The sequence below is a fragment of the Kitasatospora sp. NPDC101155 genome (genome assembly GCF_044768305.1).
In the GTDB taxonomy this organism is placed as follows: domain Bacteria; phylum Actinomycetota; class Actinomycetes; order Streptomycetales; family Streptomycetaceae; genus Kitasatospora.
Map to the genome: position 1 here is coordinate 56886 of NZ_JBIWPN010000007.1, position 23413 is coordinate 80298.

Consider the following 23413-nt stretch of genomic DNA (forward strand, 5'->3'; position numbering starts at 1 on the left):
GTGCGTCTCGCCCGGGGACGGCCCGGGCCTGGTCGAGGAGCGGGGTGGGTGCTGTGAGCGAGCCCATGGAAGGCGCGGAGCCGCAGAAGAGCGCGGGCAGGACGCGTACGGGTCTGGGCCGGGCCGGCCGCTGGGTGCGCGGCCGGTCGAAGCGCTGGGTCGTGGTCGGCGCGGCGGCGGTCGTGCTGGGCGGCGCGGCGGCCGCGGTGGCGGTCCACCACGGGCACGAGGGCCATGGCGACGGCCGCCGGTGGGCGGCGGGCGACCAGGAGCAGAGCGAGGGCCAGGGACGGCACGAGGACCAGGAACGGCACGGCGACCGGCACGGCCACCAGGGCCACCAGGGCAACCAGGGCAACCAGGGCCGGAGCGGTGACGCGGCCGACGGCCGGGCCGGAGCGGTCGCACCGGCGCCGCTGCCCGCCACCGACGCGGCCGACGCCGTGGCCAAGGCCTCGGCCGCGGTCTCCGGCGGCAAGGTCGAGTCGCTGGCCCCGGTCGGCGAGCAGGGCGGTGGCCGCGCGTGGCAGGCCGTGGTCCTCGGCCCGGACGGTGTGCGGCACGCGGTGACCGTGGACGGCGCCAACGGCACGGTCACCGGCAACACCGTCCTCGGCAACTGACCGTCCCCCGACCATCGGTTGGGCGCGCCCCGGGCGCGCCCCGGCCGCGCCGTACAGAAGGGAGCGCCGTCGTCTTGGGCGCCGTGACAACCCCCCGGGCGGCCCAGCGCCGCCGGACCGTGCCCACGGGGCGGGTCCTGAGCAAGGTCCCGCAGGTGACGGCGGTGTTCTGGGTCGTCAAGATCCTCACCACCGGCATGGGCGAGACCACCTCCGACTACCTCGCCAAGGTCCTCGGGCCGATCCCGGCGGTCGGTTCGGCCGGGCTGCTGCTGGCCGTCGCCCTGTTCGCCCAGGCACGGGCCCGCCGCTACGTCCCGGCGGTGTACTGGGCGGCGGTGATCATGGTGAGCGTGTTCGGCACCATGGCGGCCGACGTCGCGCACGTCGCCCTCGGGGTGCCGTACGTCGCCTCGGCGCTCGCCTTCGCTGTGGTCCTCGCCCTGGTGTTCGCGCTGTGGCGGCGCACCGAGGGGACGCTCGCGGTGGAGACGGTCGCGGGCGGCCGCCGCGAGGTCTTCTACTGGTGCGCGGTGATGGCCACCTTCGCGCTCGGCACGGCCGTCGGCGACCTGACCGCGGCCACCCTGGGCTGGGGCTACCTGCCCTCCGGGCTGCTGTTCGCCGCCCTGATCGCGGTGCCGGCGCTCGCCCACCGGCTCTCCGGCCTCTCCCCCGTCCTGACCTTCTGGTGGGCCTACGTCCTCACCCGGCCGCTCGGCGCCTGCTTCGCCGACTGGGCCGGCGTCAGCCACGAGCGCGGCGGCCTGGACCTGGGCACCGGGCCGGTCAGCCTCGTCCTCGCGGTGATCATCGTGGCGGCCGTGGCGTGGCTGAGTGTGACCGGACGCCGCGAGGACCGAGCATTGGCCTGACCTCCGATCAGCCGTCGGGCCTGCCCGGGCCCGGCTCCGAGGAAAGGCGCAGCACGCGATGAACCTCCCGTCGGGCCTTCCGGCCGTCGACCGGCCGGATACCGGACCACTCCCCCGGACGAGCACGGTCGTGCCGGAGCCGACCCCGGTGGATACGCGATGACGGCCGACGGGCCAGGCCCGCTGCGTCCCGTGGCGCCGGCGGACCATGGTGTGACCCGCGCCGCCCGGCGCCGGTGGCCGGTGGCCGCCGGCGCCGCAGTGCTGCTGTTCGCGGCACTGGCGGCACTGCTGGCCGGCCAGGACTGGGCGCCGTTCGGCTTCGAGCGCAGCGCCAACGACTGGAGCGCGGCCCACCGCCCCGGCGCCGCCCGGGCGGTGGCCGTCGTGATCACCGACCTGGGCTCCGGCGTGGTTCCGTACCTGCTCGCCCTGGCCGCCGGGGCCGTCACCGTCCGGGCCATGCCCGTACCCCTATCCCCGCGCCGGGCCGTCCCCGCTTTCCTAGCCCCGCTTCTCTGGCTGGTCGCGGGCCAGCTCGTCCGGCTGGGCCTGATGTACGCCTTCGAACGCCCCCGCCCGCCACGGGTGAACTGGGCCTGCGACGCCTCCGGCTACTCCTTCCCCTCCGGGCACTCCTTCACCTCGGCGGTCTGCGCCGGACTGCTGGCCATGGCCGTCGTCCGGGCCCACCCGGCGGCGGCCCGGCCGGCCGTCGCGGGCGCCGCCGTGTTCGCGGCCCTGGTCGGCCTCAGCCGGATCTATCTCGGGGTGCACTGGCCGCTGGACGTCCTCGGCGGCTGGCTGCTCGGCTGCGCCTGGCTCGCGGTGGCCACGGCGGTACTGCCCCCGGTGCGCCGCGCCGCACTGCCGCCGGGCGACGGGGAACCGGGCGGGTCGTCCGAGGTTTAGGACGCTCCTCGGGACGGACGCAACGGCAGCGGCCGCGCGTCGGTGGAGCTCTCGGACCTGACCCGCGACGCCGTCGTCCGCGTCGCGGGCCGTGCGGCACCGCACTACTGGACCTCGGCCGTCTCACCGGAGCTCACGTCCGACGGCCGGCCGATCCCCGACGGCCCCTCGGCGGAGACGCTGATGGAGGCGCTCGCCTTCGCGTCGGTCGGGCAGGGACTCGTCCTGGTGGCCGAGCACGTGGCCCGCGCCGTACCGCGCCCCGACCTCAGCTATGTCCCGGTGTCCGACGCGCCGACGCTGGAATGGGGGCTCGTCTGGCCCCGGGCCGCGGAGACCGCCAGGGTCCGGGCCTTCGTCGACGCGGTCCGGTCCGCCTTCCGGCGCTCAGCTCACCAGGCACGCGGGCCGGGGGCCGTACAGCCGGGCTCAGCGGGACCGCAGGCGGATGTCCAGGCCCGCCGTCCCCTCGGGTTCGATGCCCGGCAGAAGTCGCATCGAGCGGTCGTAGTCGCCCCCGTTGAGGGTGCGGAACGGGATCGGCTCATCCTTGACGCCCGGTCACCCCGCCGGCGGCCTGGTCGCCGGCTCCGTGTCGTCGTCCCGGGACCAGGCGCCGACGCCGAGGCGCCCGGTGGTGCCGAGGTCGAGCTCCGGGGTGACCATCACGGGGGCCCCGTCCGGGGTGGCGCGGACCCGGACGTAGGGGACGTTCACCGGCTCGCCGGCCTCGGTGGTGTTGCGCCACACCAGGGTGGCGTGGGCGCCCTCCCCCGGGCGCAGCGCGATCTCCCGCGGCGGGGTGTCCGCACCGGTACCGGTGGCGATCCCGGCGGCGCCGGGCAGGATGCGCACCCCGTCGACCGGCCGGTGCGCCAGGTCGAGCAGCTGCAGCTGCGGGTAGCCGTTGACCGTCACCGTGGACGTGCCGCAGTTGCGCAGCAGCAGGCCGACCACCCGCAGGCCCATCGCGGCGTCGCCCTGGTCGGCGTACAGTCGCAGCCCCGACGCCGGGCAGGGGCCGCCGGGCTGCGGGGCCTCGGCGCTGGGCACGCTGCGGACCTTGACGATCTTCACCCGCGGTCCGGCGCCCGGCCGTTCCGGGCCGCGCCCCCGCAGGTCGATCCGCTTCTTCGCGGTGGCGCCCGGGGCGAGCCCGGCGACGGTGTCGGTCATGCTGTCCAGCGCGGCCCCGGTCGCCGAGAGTCGACTGAACTCCACGGTGACGTCGGACGGTTCGCCGCCCGGGTTGGTCACCTCGTACTCCGCGCACGTCGAGCCGACGGCGGTGATCCGCACCCCGCCCTGGGCGAGCCCGCTCGTCTCCGGCGCGCTGCCGGCCGCCGAGGCCAACGGCGCCCCGCACGGCCCGCCGGCACCGGACGCCGCCGGGGCCCCGCCGTGTTGGGAGTCGCAACCGACGAGCAGGGCGGCGCCGGCGACCGCGACCGCGACCGCCGCGGCCGATCGACGGCCCGTCAACAGGGTTAACTTCTCGAACCGGTACATCGGACGATGCGATCACGAACCAAACCCGGACGGCTGTGAGCGGCGCCACTTCCACTGCAACAGCCCTGCAACGCTCTCCGGCCCGGCCGGGCCGCGACTCAGACGGAGAGGATCCGGCGCAGGACCTCGCGCAGTCCGGCGCCGTCGGCCGTCGGGTGCGGGGCCCGCCAGGCGAGGTGGCCGTCGGGGCGGACCAGGAGGGCACCGTCCGCGGGGAGTTCGAGCGCCTTCGCCTCGCTCTCCGTCAGCTCGTGCAGGGTGACGGGCACTCCGGCGGCGGTGGCGGTGTCCGCCTGGCGCCGCCAGGCGGCGCCGTCGGGGTGGGTGAGCAGGGTGAAGCCGGGGCCGACCAGGTCCAGGCTGGAGGAGGAGTCGGCGAGCCGCAGGTGCGGGAGGCGGGTGCCGGGCGCGCCCTCAGGGTGTTCGAGCCCGGGGTCGAGTGCGGGCCGCGCCGGGGCGTCGGGGCCGGGGACGACGGCGGTCGAGGCGTAGGCAGCGCTGAGCAGCAGCTCGTCGTCGATCCGGTAGCCGCCCCGGGCCCGGGAGTTGGCCAGCGATACGTCGATGACCTGCCGGGCCACCGGGCGGCGTTCGGCCTCGTAGGTGTCCAGCAGCGCCTCGCCGGCCGTCCCGGCGGTGACGGCCGCGAGCTTCCAGGCCAGGTTGTCCGCGTCGCCGATGCCGGTGTTCATGCCGTGACCGCCGGTCGGGGGCGTCACATGGGCGGCGTCGCCCGCGATCAGCACCCGTGACCGGCGGTAGGTGTCGGCGAGTTGGGCGTCCATCCGCCAGGTAGTGGTGTCGCGCACGGTGACCGCGAGCTCCGGCAGGCCGGCGGCATCCCGGACCATCCGGCGCCGGAAGACCTCCTCGAACGCGCCGACACACCGCGGGCCTTGGGGTGGGTCGAGGTGCCAGGGTGGGCCTCGACGAGCAGGTGCCGCACGCCGCACCCGGACAGCAGGAGGGACATCGTCAGGCCGACCGGGCCGCCGCCGACGATGAGCACGGACGCAGCCTCGGGATCATCGACACCGCGCGGCAGAGGGCCGTGCACGCCGACAGCGACACCGGCCAGCCCTACGATCAGTGGGCCACCGAGTGGGTGCGCCGCCGAGGCGTCCCGCTCGGCCGGATGGGCCGCCCCGAGGAGGTCGCCCCCGTGATCGCCCTCCTCGCCTCCCCACTGGCCTCCTACATCAGCGGCGCCGAGGTCACGGTGGCCGGCGGCGCGGGCCGCTCGGCCCACTGAGGACGCCCGGGTGAGGCGCACCGAGCACTCGTCCCCACACGCGAGTTGACGATGCCGTTCCCCGCCCCTGACCCCGTCCCTGGCCCCGGCCCCGGCCCCGCCGGGCGGCCTCCACCTGCGCCGGCGCGCGTGCGCCGGCCGTACGATGGCGCGTCTGCGCGTCGGCGACGACGTTCCGACGAGGTTCGGATGCGGTTCAGGAGAGGGGCGGGCAATTGGGTACGGGCGAGCGGGCGGGCGGTCTGGGGCGCCTGATCGGGGCGGCGGCCGAGTTGGGCGAGGCCGGGCGGCAGGCGGTGCTGCGGGGCGGCCGGTCGGCGGCGGGCGGGCGGTGGGCGCTGACGGCCCTCGGCTCGGTCGCTCCGCCGCCGGTTCCCGCCACCGAGCCGTGGAAGCTGTCGGTGGGCACCCTGATCGGCTGTCACCCCCGGACCCCCGCCGTGGCGCACAAGCTGCTCGGGCTCCTCGACGGCTTCGGAGCCGTGCACCTGGGGTCGACGAAGGTCGGCTTCGACGGTGAGGAGGTCGAGTGGGACAAGGTCGTCGAGATCCGCACCCGCAACGCCTTCGAGGTGCTGACCACCACCGCGCTGGAGCAGGACGTGGACCGGATCCGCGAGTTCCTGCCGCCCGTGCCCGGCCGCAAGTGGGCCGTCACCAAGGCCGGCGAGGCACTGGCCACCGTCGTCCTCGCGGCGCTCGAACGCGGCTCGGTCGACCAGCGGCTGGACGAGCTGACCGTCCCGACCCGGATCGTGTACCGCGGCCTGCTCGGCCGCGAGCGCACCGTGGACGCGGGCTCCTTCGCCGCCGCCACCCTCGTCGTGGTCGGCCGGGTCGGCGAGAGCCTGATCGCCACCGCCCGGCAGCGTGGCATCCCGGTCCTGCCCGCCGAGCAGGCCGTCCGTCCCGACCGGGCGGCCCACGTCGCGGTGCTGCGCGAACGCACCGACTCCGTCGCCCGGCTGCTGGCCCGGATCGAGCGGAGCGACCCGGACCCGGCGGAGGCGCCCGCCCCGACTCCGGCGCTGTCCCTCGACAAGGACTCGACCGACTGAGGCCGTTGAGACGCTGAGCGGGGACGAACCGGCCCTCCGATGGCCCGTCGGGTCAGCCCGCCGGGCGGGACGGCGAGGCGCCGGGCCGGTGCTGGAGGTCGATCGGGTTGTCCCCGTCGCCCGGGGGCACGGTGGCGGCGGGGCTCGGCGCCGTGGTCGCGGGCGGCCTGCTCGGCGTGGCCGCGGGCCCCTTGGACGGCGCACCGCTCGGGGCGGCGGTGTGGCCGGCGGAGGCCGACGGGGTGGCCGCTCCCCCGCCGGTCGTCGGCGCGCCCGGTGCGGTGGTGGGGGTCGGCGCGGAGCCGCCGCCGGAGGAGCAGGCACCCGCGGTCAGGATCAGGAGCAGGGTGGCCGCCGGAACGGCGAGGCGTCTCTTCACGGGCGGGCTTCTCCGGTCTCGTGGTGCCCGGGGGGCTTCAGGGTTTCCGGGGTTGGACGCGCGCGGGGCCGACCCGGTTCCGACAGGCCCTGCCGATCGACGACCGCGGCGGCCCGGAGGTCATCGCCAACCACGTGACCGGCCGGCGCCCACCGACGACGGGCGCCCGAACACCGTGACCGGCCCACGGCCGGGGCAGCGCTCGACCCGGTAGCCGCCCGCCGGGAGTCACGGAGGGGCCAGGGGCCCCTGCCGCACCCGGTCGACAAGCGGATTCGACGCCCTCGGCCCGGCCATAGGCATCGCCGTAGATGCCCCGAACCCCCGTGAAACGCCTCCACGCGCTCAGGAGATCGATGCTCATGGAACCGCCTACGGCGCCCACCGAAGCCACCGGGCAGGGGAGATCGGGAGGACCCGCAGCGCCCTCGCCCACCTGCTGCGGGTGCTGATCGGGATCGCCGAGGAGTTGGAGGCCGGGCTCGGGCAGCTGACGCCCGAGCAGCGGCGCGCCTTCGACCTCAAGGTCGACTCCCTCGCCCACGACCACCCGCCGCTGCCGGACTTCTCCCGGTTCCATGCCACCTTCCGCGCCGATCCTGCCGGTGCGGTGGCCGACGGGAATATGCGCGAGGCGTACTACATGGCGTACCGGGAGGAGCTGTGCGAGTTTGTAGGGCCCAAGGAGGCGAGGCGGCGGGACAACGCGGGCCGGCCGGTGGTGTCGGCGATCTTCGTCACCCCGTACCCGCCCGGCTTCCCGATCCTGGTGCCGGGGCAGGAGTTCAGCAAGGACATCCTGGACTTCATGGACACCCTGGACACCAAGGAGATCCACGGGTACGACCCGAACCGCGGCTACCGGGTGTTCCTTCAGTCCGCCCTGCTGGACGGCTCCGCCCCGGTGGACGGCGACGGGGGCGGGGCCGGGCGAGGGCTGATCCGTCCGGACGGTCAGCCGCCGGAGTGCGCCACGGGCCGGTCGGCCGGGGCGCGCCGGACGTCCGGGGCGCGCGGCGGCAGTGACACGGCGTGCAGGCAGGGGTGCCACTGCGTCCCGGCGGGGGCGGCCAGGACGGTGGCCACCTCGCCGGTGATCTCCACCCGGAGGTCGCCGTCCGCGCTCTCCCAGACCAGGGATCCGCCGGGGCCCACGGCCTCGGTGGCATGCACCACCACGACGGCCGGTGGGGCGTGCCCGCCGATCGGTCCGGGCAGGGTCACCGCATAGCGGCGCTCGAGGCGTTTCATCGTCGGCCTCCTCCAGTGGCTCCCCCGCTCGCGTAGTCGATTCTCCTCCACGCCGGGGCCGTTGTACACGAACCGTGACCGTCCCGGCGTCGTGCCCGGGCTCAGGCGGACCAGCGCAGGACGGCGCCGAGGCCGCCGGGCGGGCCCGGGACGGCCTCCGGCACCAGCAGCGCCTCGGCCCCGACGGCCGTCGCACAGCGCAACAGCGCGTCGGCGGCCGGGGCCTGCTGCGGCTCGGTGACGCCCATGGCCCGCAGGTCGGCCCGCTGGACGCCGATGTGCTCGGGCTGCGGGCCGGTCCACACCGGGCGCTCCGGGTCGTGGCCGCCCGGCTGGAACAGCAGCGCGGCGAGCTGGTGCTGCCGGGCGGCGGTCACCACGGCGGGCACGCCCTGGGCGGCGGCGCCGGGTGCGGTCTCGGTGCCGGCGGCGTCGGTGCCGTGCTCGCCCGGGCGGCCGATGCCGGTGCGGAAGGCGTCCAGCACGGTGTCCAGGTGGCGGGTCCGATGGCCGTTCCAGGCGACCGTGATCCGCTGGTCGAAGGCCTCCCGGGCGGTGCCGTCGGCCCGGCCGCCGCCGTCCACCTCGACGGTGTCCGGCCGCAGCTGCCGGGGCAGCAGCTCGCGGACGGCCCGGCGCTCGCGCACGTCGCCGGTGAGGACGAGCAGGTCGGCGCCGCTGCCCGGCCAGATCCGGGCCAGGTGGTCGGCGATGATCCCGGCGGTGCGGTCCCAGGCGTCCTCGACCCGGTGCCGGTAGCGCCATTCGTACCGGTCGGCGGGCGGGGCGCGGTGGCCGCGGTCCTGCCACTGCTGCCCCTCGACGGTGCCCAGCCGCGCGGCGCCGCCGAGCTCACGGCGCTCCAGTTCGGCGCCGGTGCGGTCGACGGCCACCACCAGGCAGCGTGGGACGGCGTCGTCCAGCAGATCGAGCAGCGGGGCGGTGTGCGGCAGCGGCGCCCAGTCGGTGGCGACGTCGGGCGGCGAGTCGGCGAGCGGGGCGTCGACCGCGACCGCGCCGTCGGCGGCGAACAGCGCCCGCCCGGGCGGGGAGCCTTCGGCCGGCTCGGCGGCCAGCCACTCCCGGACGGCGGCGCAGGTGCGCTCGTCGGCGCCCTGCCCGGCCAGCCGGTGGACGGCCGCACGGTCGAGAAGCGCCCGGCGCTGGGCGGCATCCTCGGTGGCACGGGAGGTGTCGAGGTAGACGGAGGCCCAGGGCCCGGGCCGGTCGAGCAGCGGGGTGAGGAACGCGAGGTCCATGGCGGCCTCCCGAAATCGGTGGGCTACTGGACGCCTACCCGGCTGCGGCCGGTGGACACCCGGCCGGGTGAAGCGGCTCCGTCATCCGTACGGGGGCTGCGGCGCGCCCGGCCCGAGGCGATCCGGCTACGGTGTGTGTGCATTCTGGTACGTATGGTGCCCGACCGTGCACCGCTTCGATTCGCTGGAGGGCAGATGGGGCTTCCCGGCCGTTCCGCCATGAGGTTGTCCCGACGCCGCACCCGCACCGCCGTCGCCGTCGCCGTCGTCCTCGCCGCGCTGGGCCTGGCGGCCGGGGCCCGCGCGGTGGCGTCCGCCGTCGCGGCGCCGCCGGTGCCCGAGCGGGTGGACCGGCCCGATGTGGTGCCCGTCGCCCTGGGCGTCAGCCGGTCGCGGCCCACGAGTCTGAGCGCGGTCGCCGTCCATGCCCGGACCGGCGAGCCGCTGGCCGGGATGACCGTCAGGTTCTATTCGGCGGCGGGCCGCTTCCTGGGCTCCACCGTCACCGGCGGCGACGGCGTCGCCGAGGTCGGCGTCCCGGCAGGCCTCGAACCCGGCGGCCACCTGGCCGTGGTGTTCGGCAACGGCTACCACTCCGCCGCCCAGGCCGCGCTGGCCACCGACGACGACTGCTTCCTCACCGACTGCCCGCCGGCCGACGGCCACCCGCTCACCTCGGACGTGACCCCGGTGGACCGGAGCCGACCGTAGCCCCACGACGGCACTCGGCGGTTGACCTCAGCCGGCGAGCCAGGGCGCCTCGGGGAGCTTGGCGTCGGCGTTGCGCCCGGCGAAGTCCACGGTGGTCGGGGTGCCCAGGCCCGCGATCTGCATGGTCACCCGGCCCAGCGTGCCGTCGCCGTCCACCCAGTACGTCAGCGGCGAGCGCGCGCCGTCCGGGGCGGAGCCCTGGGCGCGGGGACCCGCGAAGCGGTCGAAGCCGCGGTCGCCGATCCGGTCGCGGCCCAGCCAGCGGGCGCCGGACTGGGCGAGCAGCAGGGGATTGTCCGGCCGGTCGGCGCCGACCTGGATGAGCAGTTGGAGGCCGGCGTCCAACGGGTCCGCGGTGTACGAGCGCGGGGACCAGCCGGCCCGGGGGATGCGTTCGGCCTGCTGCCAGGGCGGGGCCGGGTCGCCCTCCGGCTCGGGGGCCAGGCCGAGGCCGCCGGTGTCCCAGACGACCAGGCCGTGGTCGAGCGGCCCGCTCGCGCCGGTGGTCCGGTAGCGCCCGGCACCCCGGTGGGTGCGGTAGTCGACCACCCCCTCGACCCGGACCTGCACTCCCCCGCCCTCGGACACGGTGAGCACCACCCCCACCGGGCTGGCCTGGTAGAGGTTCAGCCGCGACAGCGCCAGCCGGGACGCCTCGTCCGTGGTGACCGGCCGCTCCGCGGCCTCGTCGGAGACTGTCTCGTAGGCGACGACACCGCCCGCCACGGCGCCGCAGACCGCGATCGCGATCAGTGCCCCCAGCCAGCGGGCCCTCCGGCGGGGCGGACGGGCGGCGGTCCTCGTCTTGCGGGCCATGCGGTTGCCCTCTCCCATCTGTTCTGTCCCAGGTCTGTGCCGTCACAGGACTCGGGCGGGCCCCGGACCCATGGTCCGCGAACCCGCCCGAGCCGGGCTGTCACCCCGTCATGACGGGATGGCTATCGGTGCTGTGCCCTGCGTCGGCGCGCCAGCACGAACAGTGCCGCACCGAGGACGACGAGCGCCACGGCGCCGGTCGCCAGCAGCGGCGTCGCGTCACTCGCGCCGGTGTGGGGCAGTTGCCCGCCCGGTGCCGGGGCCGGCGGGGCCGGGGTGCCGGGGGTGGTCGGGGTCGTCGGCGCCGGGGTGGGCGTCGGCGACCCGGTCGGGGTCGGAGTGGGTGTCGGAGTGGGTGTCGGGGTGGGGATCAGCTTGTTGACGGCCGTCACCGAGACGCCCGCGTCGAGGTTGTCGGCGGTGAGCACCAGCGGTCCGAAGACCGTGGTGTCCGGGGCCGAGTAGCCGTCCGGCGGGCTCAGTTCCTGCCAGTAGTACGTCCCGACCGTGCCGCTGCCCTGGCAGATGCCGTCGGCGCCGGTCGTGCAGGGGTCACCGACGGGCGCGTCCGGCTTGGTGCCCGTGGTCTGCAGGCCGTCGGTGCCGTTGGTCTCGTGCCACAGCTGGAACTTGGCCCCGGCCAGCGGCTTGCCGTCCTGGTCGTGCTTGACCAGCTTCAGCGCGCCCTCCTGCTGGCGGTAGCCGAAGTCGTAGGTGTGGTTGTTCTCGCCCGGTCCGCCGGTGGTCAGCGCCCGTTCGGGGAACTTGGCGTTGTCGGGGACGATGCCCTTGGAGTCGATGAAGTGGTTGTCGCCGACGTCGTGGTCGGTGGGCACCCACTGGTACAGGGGGCCGCCCTTGGCGTAGTCGGCCGGGTTGTCGATGCGGATGGTGTACTTGGCGTGCGGCTTGAGGCCTCCGGTGACGTTGCTGTCGTCGAAGTAGTACTCGCCGCGCGCCGTCGTCCTGGTGGTGCCGACCACCTTGCCCGACTCGTCGTAGAGGTTGACGGTGGCGCCCTTCACCGGGAGCTGGCCCGGGTTCTGGATGCCCTTGCGCTCGGGGTCGTACCAGACCCGGTTGCCGATCTGCAGCGGTGCCTGGTCGCAGAGCACTTCGAGGTCGCCCATCGCGGCGCCCTTGCCGAAGGGGGAACTGGTCGTCGCCGGGGTCAGCCGCAGGCCGAACTTCGGGTCGTGCGCGCCGTCCGCACGCTCCATGAACGACGTGCCGGAGCCGACCGGGGTGTGGTCCGGGTCGAAGGCGGAGGCCGCGATGGTGCTCTCGACCTTGGAGAGCGCCATGCCGGCGAACACCGTGTTGTGGTGACCCACCTCGTCCCAGCCGGTGGCGAAGAACCGGGCGCCCCGGACGGTCTTCCCGCAGCCGAGGTTGGTGTCCATCACGTACATGCCGTTCGACAGGCAGGCCTTGTTCAGGTCGCCGCCGGACATGACGGTGGCCGAGTTCGGCGCCGGGGCGCCCGGCCCGCGGTCGGCGAAGCGGTCACGGAAGGCCAGCAGCATCGAACCGTCGGTCTCGAACTGGATCTCGCCCAACTCCGGTTCGGGGAAGGCGATGGTGGTGTTGCCACACACCTTGCCGTTCTGCGAGCCCGGGAAGGTGCTGGTCCACGGGAACCAGCCCGCGCCGTCGCACGGGCCGCCACCGACGGTGGACTGGCGCGGGTAGTCCAGCGGCTGGTTCAGCACCGCCTTGCCGAACGCCCCGGTACCGAGGTCGAACGGCAGGACCACGGCGTGCACGTCCGCGAGCTTGCCCGTGGACTGGCCGGAGCACACCCCACCGAGGTAACCGGTGCCGTCCTGCAGACCGAGGCCGAACGGCCGCCAGTCCCCGGCCGACGGGCAGCCCGGGTCCGGGATCGCGTAGACGGCCTTCGGCGCCGACGCCGTCGCCGCCGTGGCGTCGTAGCGGTACAGCTGACGGTCGTTCAGGTTGACGACGAAGAGGTCCTTGCCGTCGTCGGTGATCTTGATGCCGCCCAGGCTCTCCTTGCCGGGCACGTCGAGGAAGGCGTCGTCCGTCCCCGGCCCGTGCGCCGTGCTTCCGGCGTTCGGGACGGTGGTGAAGACCGTCGTCTTCTTCTGCGCCAGGTCGGTGACGTAGATCCCGCCGGAGCCGCCGGGGCCGTAGTCGGTGGTCCGCTTGGCCGTCGCCGCCGAGAAGACCCGCTTGTCGGCCTTGTTCCAGGCGATGCCGTACAGCGTGCCGGTCTCGGCGTCGGTGGCGATGTTGGTGGCGTTGGCGGTGACGCCGTCCTGGCCGCGCGCGCTGTACGGGAAGGAGACCAGCGTGCGCTGGGTCCCGCCCTGGTAGGTGGGGGTCTGGCAGGTGGTCACCAGGGTGGCGTTCTTCTGGCAGTAGTCCCCCGGGTACCAGAGCCCGGTGGTGAAGGAGACGTTCTTGCCTCCGGAGAGGTCGACGAACTCCTCGTTGCTGCTGAGCTGGTTGGGCGCGCCGTCCAGCCCCTGCCGCGAGGCGAAGGCCGGGAAGAGCACGCCCGGCTTCGGGTTCACCACCTGCACCCGGTACTTGCCGCCGGTCGCCTTGGTCGACGCCGGGGCCAGCGTCACCGTGCCGTCCGCCGCCGTGACGCCGTCGATCCCGACACCGGAGTCATCGGTGAGCGTGACCTTCACGCCCGCCATCCCCGGCTCCAGCGCGGACCCCGACCACACCCCGCTGGTGTCGACGGCCCGGATCACCCGGACCGTCACCGTGCCGTCCCCGGTCTGCGAGACCGCCGCCGGGACGGCGGCCAGCGAGCTGCCGCCGACCACGATGGCGAGCGCCGCGAGGCGGCCCACGGCGCGGCGGCCGGGACTGCCGGACCGTCGCCGGTCCGGGCCGCGGGCGACGCCGTTCGTCTGTTCGTTCGTTGTTTTCATCCCTGCTCTCATCGTCGAGAAGGGCCCTGCGGGCCCGACTTCCTGAGGGAGTCCACAGCGTGGCCTGAAACCGCCATGATTAACGTGAGCTTAAAGGGGCTTCACCCAACCGGGTGGCGAAACGTGGAACTTTGACGAACCGTCAGGCGTATCAACCCAAGCCGCCGCTCGAGGTCCGCCCCCAGCGCAACCGGTCCGACCAGCACGGATCCGACTCCGGGCGGCCGATCGGCGCAGAACGAGCGCCATGTCGACAAAGCCGTTCGACCGCGCAGAGTGACCGATCCCTCGAACAGCTCTACGGATGCCTCGGGATTTCGACACGGCTCGCACAGAACTGCACACGATTCATTCCGCCCCACCAGCCCCAGGAGCAACCTTCCGCCGAGGCCCGAACGCCGGACCGGGCCGCGCTCCGGTCCGGGATCGGACCGACCCCTGGTCTGCATCAACGCTGTTGACATAACCTGTCGGGCATGAGCGAACGTGTGGTCCCCGAACCCGAACGCCGACGCCGCCGGCCCACCAAACAGGGCGTGGTGCTCTCCCGGGAGCTGATCGTCGACACCGCGCTGCGGCTGATCGGACAGCACGGGGCCGACGCCCTCACCGTCCGACGGCTGGGCACCGCCCTCGGCGCCGACCCCAGCGCGGTCTACCGCTACTTCCACAGCACCGACGACCTGCTGCTGGCCGTCGCGGACGAGCTGATCGGGCGCGCCCAGGCGGGCTGGCAGCCGACCGGCGACTGGCGGGCCGACCTCAGGGCCATCGGCCTGCGGATCCACTCCGCCTACCAGGCCCACCCGCAGGCCGCCGTACTGGCCGCCCACCGCACCACCGGCCGCACCCACGAGACCGCCGCCGTCGAGGCGATCCTCGGGGTCCTGCGCAGGGCGGGCTTCCCGGACCCGGAGGCGGTGCGGATCTACCACGCCTTCGTGGACCAGAGCCTGGGGTTCGCCGCGCTGGACGCCGCCGCCCTCGCCCTGCCCGCGCCGGCGGCCCGGGCGGACCTGGAGGTCTGGCAGGCGTCCTACGCGCACCTCGACGCCGCCACCCACCCGCACATCGCGGCCACCGCCCACCTGCTCGCCGGCGACATGCGGCGCAGCGGCTACCCGTACGCCCTCGACCTGCTCCTGGACGCGGCCGCGGCCCGGCTGGCGGCGACGGGCTGAGCGAGGGGCCGGGAGCAGGGCCGGCTCGGCGAGGGAACGGCTCCGAACGCCGACCGGCGCCGGGCCCGATGGGTCCGGCGACGGCGAACGGTGCGGCGGGGCGGGTGCGGTCAGTCGGCGGCGTGGACCAACTCGCCGCCCACGTACGTCCGCAGCACCCGGGCCGCCGCGATCTCCTCGGCGGGTCCGGTCAGGATGTCCCGGTCGAGGACGACCAGGTCGGCGAGCTGCCCGACGGCCAGCGTGCCCGCGTCGTCGTGGCCGTTCAGATGGGCGGAGCCGGCCGTGTAGGCGGCGATGGCGGCGCCGAGGTCCAGGCGCTGCTCGGGCAGGAAGACCCGGCCGTCCACGGCCTCCGGCTCCATCCGGTTGACCGCCACGTGCAGGCCGGCCAGCGGATCCGGGCTGCTCACCGGCCAGTCGCTGCCCGCCGCCAGGGTGGCGCCCGCGCGCTGGAGCGCACCGAACGGGTACTGCCAGGCGGCGCGTTCGGGGCCGAGGAAGGGGATGGTCAGCTCGTCCATCTGCGGTTCGTGGGCGGCCCACAGCGGCTGGATGTTGGCGATCGCGCCGAGCCGGGCGAAGCGGGGGACGTCGTCCGGGTGGACCACCTGGAGGTGGGCGAGGTGGTGGCGGGTGTCGCGCCACCCGTTGGCGGTGCGGGCGGCCTCGATGGCGTCCAGGGCCTCGCGGACCGCGCGGTCGCCGAGGGCGTGGAAGTGCACCTGGAAGCCGAGCGCGTCCAGTTCGGTCACGTACCCGCGCAGTGCGGCCGGATCGACGAAGCTGAGGCCCGAGTTGGCGGTGGCGCAGCCGCAGCCGTCCAGGTAGGGGCTGGTCATCGCGGCGGTGAAGTTCTCCGCGATGCCGTCCTGCATGATCTTGACCGATCCGGCCCGGAACCGGCCGTGGCTCAACTCGTCCCGGCGCGCGATCAGTTCGGGGATCTGCTCGGCGCCGCGGTCGCGGTCCCACCAGAGCGCGCCGGCCACCCGGGCGGTCAGGGCGCCGGAGCGGGCGGCGGCCAGGTAGGCGTCGGAGGGGTCCGGCTGGCCGTTGAACTCGCCGAGCAGGGCGTCCTGCCAGCCGGTGATGCCGAGCGAGTGCAGCAGGCGCTGCGCCCGCAGCAGGCCGTCCACCCGCTCGGCGGTGGTGGTGGCCGGCACCAGCCGGGCGACCAGGGCGGTGGCGCCCTCCTGGAGCGTGCCGCTGGGCGTGCCGTCGTCCTCGCGCTCGATCCGGCCGTCGGCCGGGTCGGGGGTGTCGCGGGTGAGGCCGGCCAGTTCCAGGGCCCGGGTGTTGGCCCAGGCGCCGTGGTGGTCGCGGTTGGTGAGGTAGACCGGGCGGTCCGGGACGACGGAGTCGAGCAGCTGCCGGGTCGGCAGCCCACCGTCGAAGCTCTCCAGCGACCAGCCGCTGCCGGTGATCCACGCCTGCCCGGGGTTGGCCTCGGCGTAGGCGCGGATCCGCTCCAGGTACTCGGCCACGCCGACGGTGCCGGTGAGGTCGCAGGCGGCCAACTCGGTTCCGCCGTACACCGCGTGGATGTGGGCGTCCTGGAAGCCCGGCAGCAGCAGCTTGCCGGTGAGGTCCACGACCTCGGTCTTCGGCCCGATCAGCTCGCGGACCTCGCCGTGCCCGACGGCGGTGATCCGCTCGCCGGTCACGGCGAGGCTGGTCGCCCGGGTGCGGGCGGCGTCGCCGGTGTGTACGGGGCCGCGGGTGAGGACCAGATCGGCCTGGGTCATGGGTGGTGCTCCGTTCTCGGGTTGCGCGTTGCGCTTCGGTCGTGCGGGAGTTGCTCAGTCGGCGGGGTGGAGGAAGTACGGTGAGCGGCGCCGCCAGCGGGCCCAGGCCGCCGACGGGAGTCCGGTGACGACCATCAGTGCTACCACGGTCAGCTCGAACCAGCCGTTGTCGGCGGAGAGTTCGAAGTGGTCGGCGGAGTCGTAGAAGGTCCAGGCGAGGTAGCCGCCGACGGCGAGCAGCGCGGCGGCGCCGAGCAGCGGGCCGACCACGGCGCGCAGTCCCTGCAACAGGTCGGTGCGCAGCAGGTGGCGGAAGCGGACGGCGGCCGCGACGGCGGTGAGCGCGTAGTAGAGCGCGACGATGATGCCGATCGCGTTGACGGCGGCCGAGATCAGGTCGTTGACGGTGGGGATGGCGATCGAGGCGAGGGCCAGCAGGACGGCGACGCCGGTGATCAGCAGGGTGCCGACGGCGGGGGTGGCGTGCTTGCGGTGCAGCCGGGTCCAGACCGGGCCGAGCACGCCGTCGCGGCCCATCGCGTACATCCCGCGCGCGGTCGGGATCACCGAGGACTGCAGCGAGGCCACGGCGGAGAACGTCAGCGCGATCAACGGCAGTGCGGCCAGGGGTTGGTGGGCGAGCCTGGTGCCGAAGTAGGTCAGTCCGTGCGCGCCGTTGTCGGCCAACTCGTCGAGCGGGAGGACCCGTTGGAAGGCGGTGCCGGCCAGCAGGAAGAGCAGCATCATCACCACCAGGGCGAGGAAGCCGCCCCGGGAGGCGTCGCGCGGGTCGCGCACCTCCTCGCCGACGCTGAACACCGACTCGAAGCCCCAGTAGCAGAAGACCGCCAGCACCATGCCCTGGGCCACCGCGCCGAAGGAGGGGATGTCGAAGGGGTTGTACCACTGGAGGGAGAAGGGTTGGTCGCCTGCGAAGAGCCCGTACCCGCAGAAGCCGAGCAGCACCAGGTACTCGAAGACCAGCAGCGCCTTCTGCAGCCGGGCGGCGAGGTCGAGCCCGCGCACCGCGACGAGTGCCGCGCCGATCAGGACGACGAGGCCGAGCAGGGTGCACTGGACGGTGGAGTCGGCGTCCAGGCGCAGGCCGGCGATGCTGCGCAGGTGCGCTTCGTCCAGGAGCTGGATGATCGCCGAGCCGGTGACGGTGGTGGTGTAGGCCATGAAGACCACCGTGCCGACGGTGTTCACCCAGCCGGTGAGGAAGCCCAGCCAGGGGCTGAGGGTTCGGCCCACCCAGCGGTAGCTGCTGCCGGCGTCGGGCTCGACGGCGTTCAGCCGCCCGTAGCCGCCGGCGATGGCGAGCACCGGGAGGAAGGCCAGCAGCATGATCGCGGGCAGGTGGAGGCCGACCACCCCGGCCATCAGGCCCAGGCCGATGCCGATGCTGCTGGTGGCGGCCGTGCTGGAGGCGGCGATCACCGCGCCGTCGAGCAGGCCGATGGACTTGTGCATGGCGCCGTGGCCGGCGCCTGTTCTCGGACCGCTGCCCGTGTCCTTCACCGTGGATGCCAACGGATCACCGCCTTGGTCGTGGGGGTGGGGGTGGGGGAAGTGCGAGCCATGAAACCGGCGGCGCCCTCACACGTCAATGGCGTTGTCATAAGGGGCTCCACCGGTCCGGGCGGATGCGGCATCCGCCGGGCGCGTGCAGGGTGGAGGGGTACGAACCGCCCGGGTGGCGACTGTCCGTAGCACTGCGGGCGCCGTCCGCCGGGCAACCGGCCCCCAGCCGCCGTCCTACGACCGAAGGAGGCGCCATGCCGACCAGGACGATCCGCAGTCGGGCTCTGGTGCTGACCGCCGCCGCCCTCGCCGTCCTGCCGACCGCCGTGCTCGCGGCGTCCTCGCACGCGGCGTCCACGCCTGCGCCCGCGCCGGCCGCCACCGCCGCCCCGGTCAGCTTCGTCGACCTGCCCAACACCTCGCTCCCCGGCGACAACGCGCCGCACGGGATCACCATCACCTACCGCAACCCCGCGTCGACGGACCAGACGGTCGCCCCGCAGATCCTCATCGAGTCACCCGACAACGGCCCGTTCCTCGACCCGGCGCAGATCAAGCTCGAACTGCTGGGGACGGACCGGCACTGGCACACCGTGTCGCTCGGCAGCCAGACCGGCACCCTGTACACCGACCTCATCCCGGCGAAGATCGTCCTGCACGGCCACCACACGCTCACCGAGCACTACCGGGTGACGGTCCTCAAGGGGCCCGCCCAGGGCTCCGTCGAGCCCCGGGTGGCGATCTACGCCTGAGCCCCGGCCAGGTCAGGCCCGGGCGAGGGCTCCGCTGAGCAGCCAGGTGGGCTGGAGGCTCTCGTGCGGATAGCCGCCGGACAGCGACACCGTGCCGGCCGGCACCGTGCCCGGCTGCTCGTCGGGCTGCTCGGGCACGAAGTGGCGCCCGGCCAGGGCGACCGCCTGCCAGGAGGTGTCCGGGTCACCCCCGCCCGTACCGCCGAGGTCGCCGACTTCTACGCCGCGCTCGCCGAACTCCTCGGCACCCGCCCCGGGAACCTCGCCTTCGCCGCGAGCGCGACCCACGCGTACACCAAGGCGCTCTCCGCGATCGACTTCCGCCCCGGGGACGTCATCCTCACCACCCGCAACGACTTCATCTCCAATCAGATCGCCTTCCTGGCGCTGCGCAAGCGGCATGGCGTCCGGATCGTGCACGCCCCCGACCACCCGGACGGCAGCGGCGTCGACGTCGACGCGATGGCCGCGCTGATGCGCGCCCACCGCCCGCGCCTGGTGGCCGTGACGCACGTGCCCACCAACTCCGGCCTGGTCCAGCCGGTCGCCGAGATCGGCCGGCACTGCCGGGAACTCGACCTGCCGTACCTCGTCGACGCCTGCCAGTCGGTCGGCCAGTACCCGGTCGACGTCGAGGAGATCGGCTGCGACCTGCTCACCGCCACCTGCCGCAAGTTCGGGCGCTCGTCGGAAGCGCACTCCGCGCCCCAACTCGCCCCCCGTGCTTCCAAGTTCCGCTTGGGAGAGCATCGCCGCCACTTATAGGAAAAGTCACTCGTTAGAGTGAGTTTGGCGGCCTCGTGTCCCGCATTCGCGCAGCAGGTGTCCGCTATCCGGCGAGTTCAAACGTGGTCACACCCCTCAAATCCAGGGGCAACAATCACCGGGTCGACCTGACGACACGTCGGTTGTTCAATTGCCGGAGAGAGGACCAGTCGTGACCACCGAGGCCGTTCCGCAGAGCCAGCCCAACCAGCAGAGCCTCAGTACCTCCGCAGCCCGCAACCTCGCCACCACCACCAAGACCGTGCCGCAGATGCTCGGGATCACCCCCCGGTACCTGCTGCGCGCGCTCCCCTGGGTCGACCTGGAGGCGGGTGTCTACCGGGTCAACCGCCGCCGGGGCTTCATCCTCGGCGACGGGCTGGTCAGCACGTACGTCGACGGCGCCGGCGCCACCCGGGTCATCGCCGAGGACCTGCGCGAGCTGGCCTTCCTCAGCCAGGTGGACAGCCCGGTGCTCGCCGCGCTGGCGAGCGGGTTCGTCGAGCGCGAGGTCGCGCCCGGCGAGCCGATAGTCGACGCCGGCGCCCCGGCCGACCAGTTGCACATCATCGCCTTCGGCCGCGCCGAGAAGCGCGCCACCGGCGCGTACGGCTCGGACGCCCTGCTGGCCGTCCTCGGCGAGGGCGACTTCTTCGACGCCGCCGCCTGGGCCGGCGGCACCGCGACGACGTACCGGGTCACGGCCGTCACCACCTGTACCGTGCTCTCGCTCGACCGCCGCGTACTCGTCGAACTCGCCGACCGGGAGCCCTCGTTGCGCGCCCGGCTGACCGAGTTCACGGCCGGTCAGGCCCCGACCGACCCCGAGCACCCGATCGACCTCCACTCGGGCCACTCCGGCGAGCCGTACCTGCCGGAGACCTTCGTCGACTACGACGAGAGCCCGCGCGAGTACGAGCTGAGCATCGCGCAGACCGTCCTCAAGGTGCACACCCGCGTCGCGGACATCTACAACTCCGACATCGACCAGGTCCAGGCCCAACTCCGCCTGACCGTCGAGGCGCTGCGCGAGCGCCAGGAGTGGGAGATGCTCAACCACCCCGAGTACGGCCTGCTCAACAACGTCGCCGCGACCCAGCGCGTGCGCACCCGCAAGGGTGCGCCCACCCCCGACGACCTGGACGAACTGCTCGCCCGGGTCTGGAAGCAGCCCGCGTTCTTCCTGGCCCATCCGCGGGCGATCGCCGCGTTCGGGCGCGAGTGCACCCGGCGCGGGGTGCCGCCGCAGATCGTCGAGCTGTTCGGCAGCCCGTTCCTGACCTGGCGCGGCGTGCCGCTGCTGCCGTCCGACAAGCTGGACCTCAAGGGCTCGGCGAACTCGGCGCCCGGCACCACCAACATCCTGCTGATGCGCGTCGGCGAGGAGCGCCAGGGCGTGGTGGGCCTGCGACCGGCGAAGGTCCCGGACGAGGTCGAGCCCGGCCTGGCGGTGCGCCCGATGGGCGTGGACCGGCAGGCCATCACCTCGTACCTGGTGACCGGCTACTTCTCGACCGCCGCGCTCGTGGACGACGCGATCGCGGTGCTCCAGAACGTCGAGGTGTCGAACTACCATGACTACTCCTGACGGATTCGGGCGCGGCACCGGGATCAACGGGGCGCCGGGGGGCTTCTCCACCGCCACCGCCCCGCCGGCCACCGCCCCGGCGGCTCCGCCCTCGAACCCGCTCCCCGAGGCCCTCGCCCACGCCGCCGGCGGCCCCCGGTACTGGCTGCCGACCCGGGCGGACCGGTCGTCGCCACCCACCGCACCCACCACACCCACCGGCGGATTCGACGTCGAGGCCGTCCGGCGCGACTTCCCGCAGCTGCACCGCGAGGTCAACGGCCGCCCGCTGGTCTGGCTGGACAACGGCGCCACCACCCTCAAGCCCCGCCAGGTGGTCGAGGCCGTCGGCGAGCACTACGCGACCGGCACCTCCAACGTCCACCGGGGCGCCCACACTCTCGCCAAACAGGCCACCCAGATCTACGAGGAGGGCCGCGCCGAGGCCGCCAAGCTGCTCGGCACCCCGGACCCGGACGAGATCGTCTTCGTCCGGGGCACCACCGAGGCCGTCAACCTGGTGGCGCAGACCTGGGGCCGGGCCAACCTCGGCGTCGGCGACGAGATCCTGGTCTCCGCCGCCGAGCACCACTCCAACCTGGTGCCCTGGCAGCTGATCGCCAAGGAGCGCCGGGCCCGGGTCGTGCCCATCCCGCTGCTCCCCGACGGACAGTTGGACCAGGACGCCTACCGGGACCTGCTCGGCTTCCGCACCAAGCTGGTGGCGCTCACCCACGCCTCCAACGTGCTGGGGACGGTCCCGCCGGTGGCCGAGATGACCGCACTCGCCCACCGGTACGGCGCCAAGGTGCTCGTCGACGGCGCCCAGGCGGTGAGCCACTTCCCGGTGGACGTCACCGCCCTGGACGCCGACTTCTACACCTTCTCGGGGCACAAGGTCTTCGCCCCGACCGGGATCGGCGCGCTGTACGGCAAACGGGAGCTGCTGGAGGCCATGCCCCCGTGGCAGGGCGGCGGCAACATGATCGACGCGGTGAGCTTCACGGAGACGACCTACGCCCCCGTCCCGCACCGCCTGGAGGCCGGCACCGGCCACATCGGCGGGGTCGCCGGGCTGCGGGCGGCCCTGCGGTACCTGTCCGGGCTGGACCGGCAGGCCGCCACCGCGCACGAGGAGCAGCTCACCGCGTACGCCACCGCCGCGCTGGCGACCGTACCCGGGCTCCGGCTGATCGGCAGCGCGCCGGGCAAGATCGGGGTACTGACCTTCCTGCTCGCCGGGACCGACCCGATCGCCCTCGCCGGGGCGCTCGACCAGCAGGGCATCGCGATCCGCGCCGGCCACCACTGCGCCCAACCCGCCCTCGCCGCCTACGGGTTGCAGAGTGCGGCCCGGGCCTCGCTGGCCCTGTACAACACCGTGCGGGACGTCGACGCCCTGGTGACCGCCCTCCAGGGCATCCAGGCGGAGGCCGCCGCCTCGTAACCCGCCTCGGGGGTGGGCGCCGGGTCCGGTGCCCACCCCCGACACACCCTGCGGCTACTCACCGACCGAGGCGACCGCGCCACCCGCGGCGGCGACCCCGCAGCGGGCCGCGTACTGCGCCCGAGCTGTCCTTGAACACCCGGCACTGGACCTGCCCCACCTGTCGCACCCGGCACGACCGGGACATCAACGCGGCGAAGAACATCCTTGCGGCTGGTCGAGCCGTAGCCGGGGGCGACCCCGGCGATGCCTGCGGAGCTGGTGTAGGTCGGCAAGGGGCCTCCCTTCCGCCGTCGGCCGGGAAACAGGAACGATCCCAACCGGTGCGCTCACGCGCAGCGGCTCAGCCGCAAGACTGAGGGGAATCCCCCTTCCGAAGGAGGGGGAGAGAGTCAAGGACACCTCGTACGCGTCAGGCTTGGAAGCCTCGCTGCGGCTGCTGATCGAGGCCGGATTCGGCCCGGCGGCCGCCGCCCGGGCCTGGTACACGGCCTACAGCTACACCGTCGGCTTCGTCATCGAGGAGCAGTCCATGGGCCCCAACCCCTTCGACGGCGAGGAGGGTTACGACCTGGAGGCGCGCGCCGAGCGGCTGGCCGCCCACCCGCTGGCCGCCGAAGCGGGCCGGGAGATGTTCCAGGACTTCGACCGAGGCTTCGAGCAGGGCCTGGCCGCGGTGCTGGCGGGAGTGGAGGCGACGCCACTGGCCTGAAACCGTCGGGCGGGCATCCCGCAATAGCCCCATTCGACAGGCATTCGACGGACTTGTCTGCCGAATCGCAGTCCTGACGCATCGTTCCGTATCACTGCGGTTAACCTCGGGTTTACGTGCACCTGTTGACCGCGTTCACCTCCTGTGTCTAGTTTCGAGC

The 23413-nt window shown here is 74.1% G+C and carries 25 protein-coding genes; 13 read left to right on the top strand and 12 right to left on the bottom strand.

The genetic code is table 11. The features are described from left to right. Positions 1–53 precede the first annotated feature (53 nt). The 3 genes from ACIRYZ_RS12810 (at position 54) to ACIRYZ_RS12820 (ending at position 2410) form a co-directional block, all read left to right on the top strand. Positions 54–623 (top strand): hypothetical protein, encoded by a 570-nt coding sequence (locus ACIRYZ_RS12810; RefSeq protein ID WP_402942818.1) that lies wholly within the window; start codon positions 54–56, stop codon positions 621–623. A gap of 83 nt (positions 624–706) precedes the next feature. Further along, on the top strand, positions 707–1498 hold the full coding sequence (locus tag ACIRYZ_RS12815; protein WP_402943411.1) for a hypothetical protein: 792 nt from the start codon (positions 707–709) through the stop codon (positions 1496–1498). 213 nt (positions 1499–1711) lie between these two features. Beyond that, the gene (locus ACIRYZ_RS12820; protein ID WP_402942821.1) at positions 1712–2410 is read left to right on the top strand and encodes a phosphatase PAP2 family protein; all 699 of its coding nucleotides are present in this window, start codon (positions 1712–1714) and stop codon (positions 2408–2410) included. 561 nt (positions 2411–2971) lie between these two features. On the opposite strand, the gene ACIRYZ_RS12825 is transcribed toward ACIRYZ_RS12820, so the two are convergent. The 3 genes from ACIRYZ_RS12825 to ACIRYZ_RS12835 form a co-directional block, all read right to left on the bottom strand. Then, complete coding sequence (locus tag ACIRYZ_RS12825; protein WP_402942823.1) at positions 2972–3892, bottom strand: DUF4232 domain-containing protein; 921 nt, start codon at positions 3890–3892, stop codon at positions 2972–2974. A 125-nt stretch (positions 3893–4017) separates the two neighbouring features. Beyond that, positions 4018–4770 carry an FAD-dependent monooxygenase gene (locus tag ACIRYZ_RS12830; RefSeq protein WP_402942826.1) on the bottom strand — a complete coding sequence of 251 codons (753 nt, stop codon included), beginning with the start codon at positions 4768–4770 and terminating at the stop codon, positions 4018–4020. Next, positions 4659–4892: a hypothetical protein gene (locus ACIRYZ_RS12835; RefSeq protein ID WP_402942829.1), complete on the bottom strand. Its 234-nt coding sequence runs from the start codon at positions 4890–4892 to the stop codon at positions 4659–4661. The genes ACIRYZ_RS12830 and ACIRYZ_RS12835 overlap by 112 nt, the downstream gene beginning before the upstream one ends. Here ACIRYZ_RS12835 and ACIRYZ_RS12840 point away from each other — a divergent pair. Further along, positions 4839–5171 carry an SDR family oxidoreductase gene (locus tag ACIRYZ_RS12840; protein ID WP_402942832.1) on the top strand — a complete coding sequence of 111 codons (333 nt, stop codon included), beginning with the start codon at positions 4839–4841 and terminating at the stop codon, positions 5169–5171. The genes ACIRYZ_RS12835 and ACIRYZ_RS12840 overlap by 54 nt on opposite strands. 215 nt (positions 5172–5386) lie before the next feature. After that, a complete protein-coding gene (locus ACIRYZ_RS12845; protein ID WP_402942835.1) occupies positions 5387–6229 on the top strand; it encodes a hypothetical protein in 843 nt (280 codons plus the stop codon). A gap of 52 nt (positions 6230–6281) precedes the next feature. On the opposite strand, the gene ACIRYZ_RS12850 is transcribed toward ACIRYZ_RS12845, so the two are convergent. The 4 genes from ACIRYZ_RS12850 to ACIRYZ_RS12865 all read right to left on the bottom strand — a co-directional run bounded on the left by ACIRYZ_RS12850 (position 6282) and on the right by ACIRYZ_RS12865 (position 9118). Then, positions 6282–6608, bottom strand: coding sequence for a hypothetical protein (locus tag ACIRYZ_RS12850; protein ID WP_402942838.1), 327 nt, complete (start codon positions 6606–6608; stop codon positions 6282–6284). A gap of 639 nt (positions 6609–7247) precedes the next feature. Continuing rightward, positions 7248–7406 (bottom strand): hypothetical protein, encoded by a 159-nt coding sequence (locus ACIRYZ_RS12855; protein WP_402942840.1) that lies wholly within the window; start codon positions 7404–7406, stop codon positions 7248–7250. A 156-nt stretch (positions 7407–7562) separates the two neighbouring features. Beyond that, complete coding sequence (locus ACIRYZ_RS12860) at positions 7563–7859, bottom strand: DUF6296 family protein (protein ID WP_402942843.1); 297 nt, start codon at positions 7857–7859, stop codon at positions 7563–7565. 101 nt (positions 7860–7960) lie between these two features. Continuing rightward, entirely contained in the window at positions 7961–9118 is a 1158-nt protein-coding gene (locus ACIRYZ_RS12865) for a hypothetical protein (protein WP_402942846.1), read from the bottom strand. A 219-nt stretch (positions 9119–9337) separates the two neighbouring features. On the opposite strand from ACIRYZ_RS12865, the gene ACIRYZ_RS12870 reads away from it, so the two are divergent. Next, a complete protein-coding gene (locus ACIRYZ_RS12870; RefSeq protein ID WP_402942849.1) occupies positions 9338–9829 on the top strand; it encodes a hypothetical protein in 492 nt (163 codons plus the stop codon). A gap of 27 nt (positions 9830–9856) precedes the next feature. Here ACIRYZ_RS12870 and ACIRYZ_RS12875 read toward each other — a convergent pair whose 3' ends face one another. Further along, on the bottom strand, positions 9857–10663 hold the full coding sequence (locus ACIRYZ_RS12875; RefSeq protein ID WP_402942851.1) for a hypothetical protein: 807 nt from the start codon (positions 10661–10663) through the stop codon (positions 9857–9859). A 104-nt stretch (positions 10664–10767) separates the two neighbouring features. Beyond that, positions 10768–13557 carry an SdrD B-like domain-containing protein gene (locus ACIRYZ_RS12880; protein ID WP_402942854.1) on the bottom strand — a complete coding sequence of 930 codons (2790 nt, stop codon included), beginning with the start codon at positions 13555–13557 and terminating at the stop codon, positions 10768–10770. A 476-nt stretch (positions 13558–14033) separates the two neighbouring features. Between ACIRYZ_RS12880 and ACIRYZ_RS12885 the strand changes: the two genes are divergently transcribed. Further along, the gene (locus ACIRYZ_RS12885) at positions 14034–14738 is read left to right on the top strand and encodes a TetR/AcrR family transcriptional regulator (protein WP_402942857.1); all 705 of its coding nucleotides are present in this window, start codon (positions 14034–14036) and stop codon (positions 14736–14738) included. A gap of 110 nt (positions 14739–14848) precedes the next feature. Here ACIRYZ_RS12885 and ACIRYZ_RS12890 read toward each other — a convergent pair whose 3' ends face one another. Together ACIRYZ_RS12890 and ACIRYZ_RS12895 are read right to left on the bottom strand one after the other, a co-directional pair. Continuing rightward, positions 14849–16486 carry an amidohydrolase gene (locus tag ACIRYZ_RS12890; RefSeq protein ID WP_402942860.1) on the bottom strand — a complete coding sequence of 546 codons (1638 nt, stop codon included), beginning with the start codon at positions 16484–16486 and terminating at the stop codon, positions 14849–14851. A 54-nt stretch (positions 16487–16540) separates the two neighbouring features. Next, positions 16541–17959 carry an APC family permease gene (locus ACIRYZ_RS12895; protein ID WP_402943415.1) on the bottom strand — a complete coding sequence of 473 codons (1419 nt, stop codon included), beginning with the start codon at positions 17957–17959 and terminating at the stop codon, positions 16541–16543. 305 nt (positions 17960–18264) lie between these two features. Between ACIRYZ_RS12895 and ACIRYZ_RS12900 the strand changes: the two genes are divergently transcribed. Next, positions 18265–18762, top strand: coding sequence for a signal peptide protein (locus ACIRYZ_RS12900; protein ID WP_402942862.1), 498 nt, complete (start codon positions 18265–18267; stop codon positions 18760–18762). 12 nt (positions 18763–18774) lie between these two features. Here the strand turns inward: ACIRYZ_RS12900 and ACIRYZ_RS12905 are convergent, their stop codons facing one another. Next, positions 18775–18900, bottom strand: a complete 126-nt coding sequence (locus tag ACIRYZ_RS12905; RefSeq protein WP_402942865.1) for a hypothetical protein — start codon at positions 18898–18900, stop codon at positions 18775–18777. Between the two features lie 3 nt (positions 18901–18903). Between ACIRYZ_RS12905 and ACIRYZ_RS12910 the strand changes: the two genes are divergently transcribed. The 5 genes from ACIRYZ_RS12910 to ACIRYZ_RS12930 all read left to right on the top strand — a co-directional run bounded on the left by ACIRYZ_RS12910 (position 18904) and on the right by ACIRYZ_RS12930 (position 23253). Next, positions 18904–19527 carry an aminotransferase class V-fold PLP-dependent enzyme gene (locus ACIRYZ_RS12910; protein ID WP_402942868.1) on the top strand — a complete coding sequence of 208 codons (624 nt, stop codon included), beginning with the start codon at positions 18904–18906 and terminating at the stop codon, positions 19525–19527. A gap of 172 nt (positions 19528–19699) precedes the next feature. Continuing rightward, a complete protein-coding gene (locus ACIRYZ_RS12915; RefSeq protein ID WP_402942871.1) occupies positions 19700–21115 on the top strand; it encodes a family 2B encapsulin nanocompartment shell protein in 1416 nt (471 codons plus the stop codon). Next, positions 21102–22541 (top strand): SufS family cysteine desulfurase, encoded by a 1440-nt coding sequence (locus ACIRYZ_RS12920; RefSeq protein ID WP_402942874.1) that lies wholly within the window; start codon positions 21102–21104, stop codon positions 22539–22541. Before ACIRYZ_RS12915 ends, ACIRYZ_RS12920 begins: the two co-directional genes overlap by 14 nt. Before the next feature lie 131 nt (positions 22542–22672). Beyond that, positions 22673–22900 carry a zinc ribbon domain-containing protein gene (locus tag ACIRYZ_RS12925; protein ID WP_402943418.1) on the top strand — a complete coding sequence of 76 codons (228 nt, stop codon included), beginning with the start codon at positions 22673–22675 and terminating at the stop codon, positions 22898–22900. Between the two features lie 5 nt (positions 22901–22905). Beyond that, the gene (locus tag ACIRYZ_RS12930) at positions 22906–23253 is read left to right on the top strand and encodes a TetR/AcrR family transcriptional regulator C-terminal domain-containing protein (RefSeq protein ID WP_402943420.1); all 348 of its coding nucleotides are present in this window, start codon (positions 22906–22908) and stop codon (positions 23251–23253) included. Positions 23254–23413: the final 160 nt, after the last annotated feature.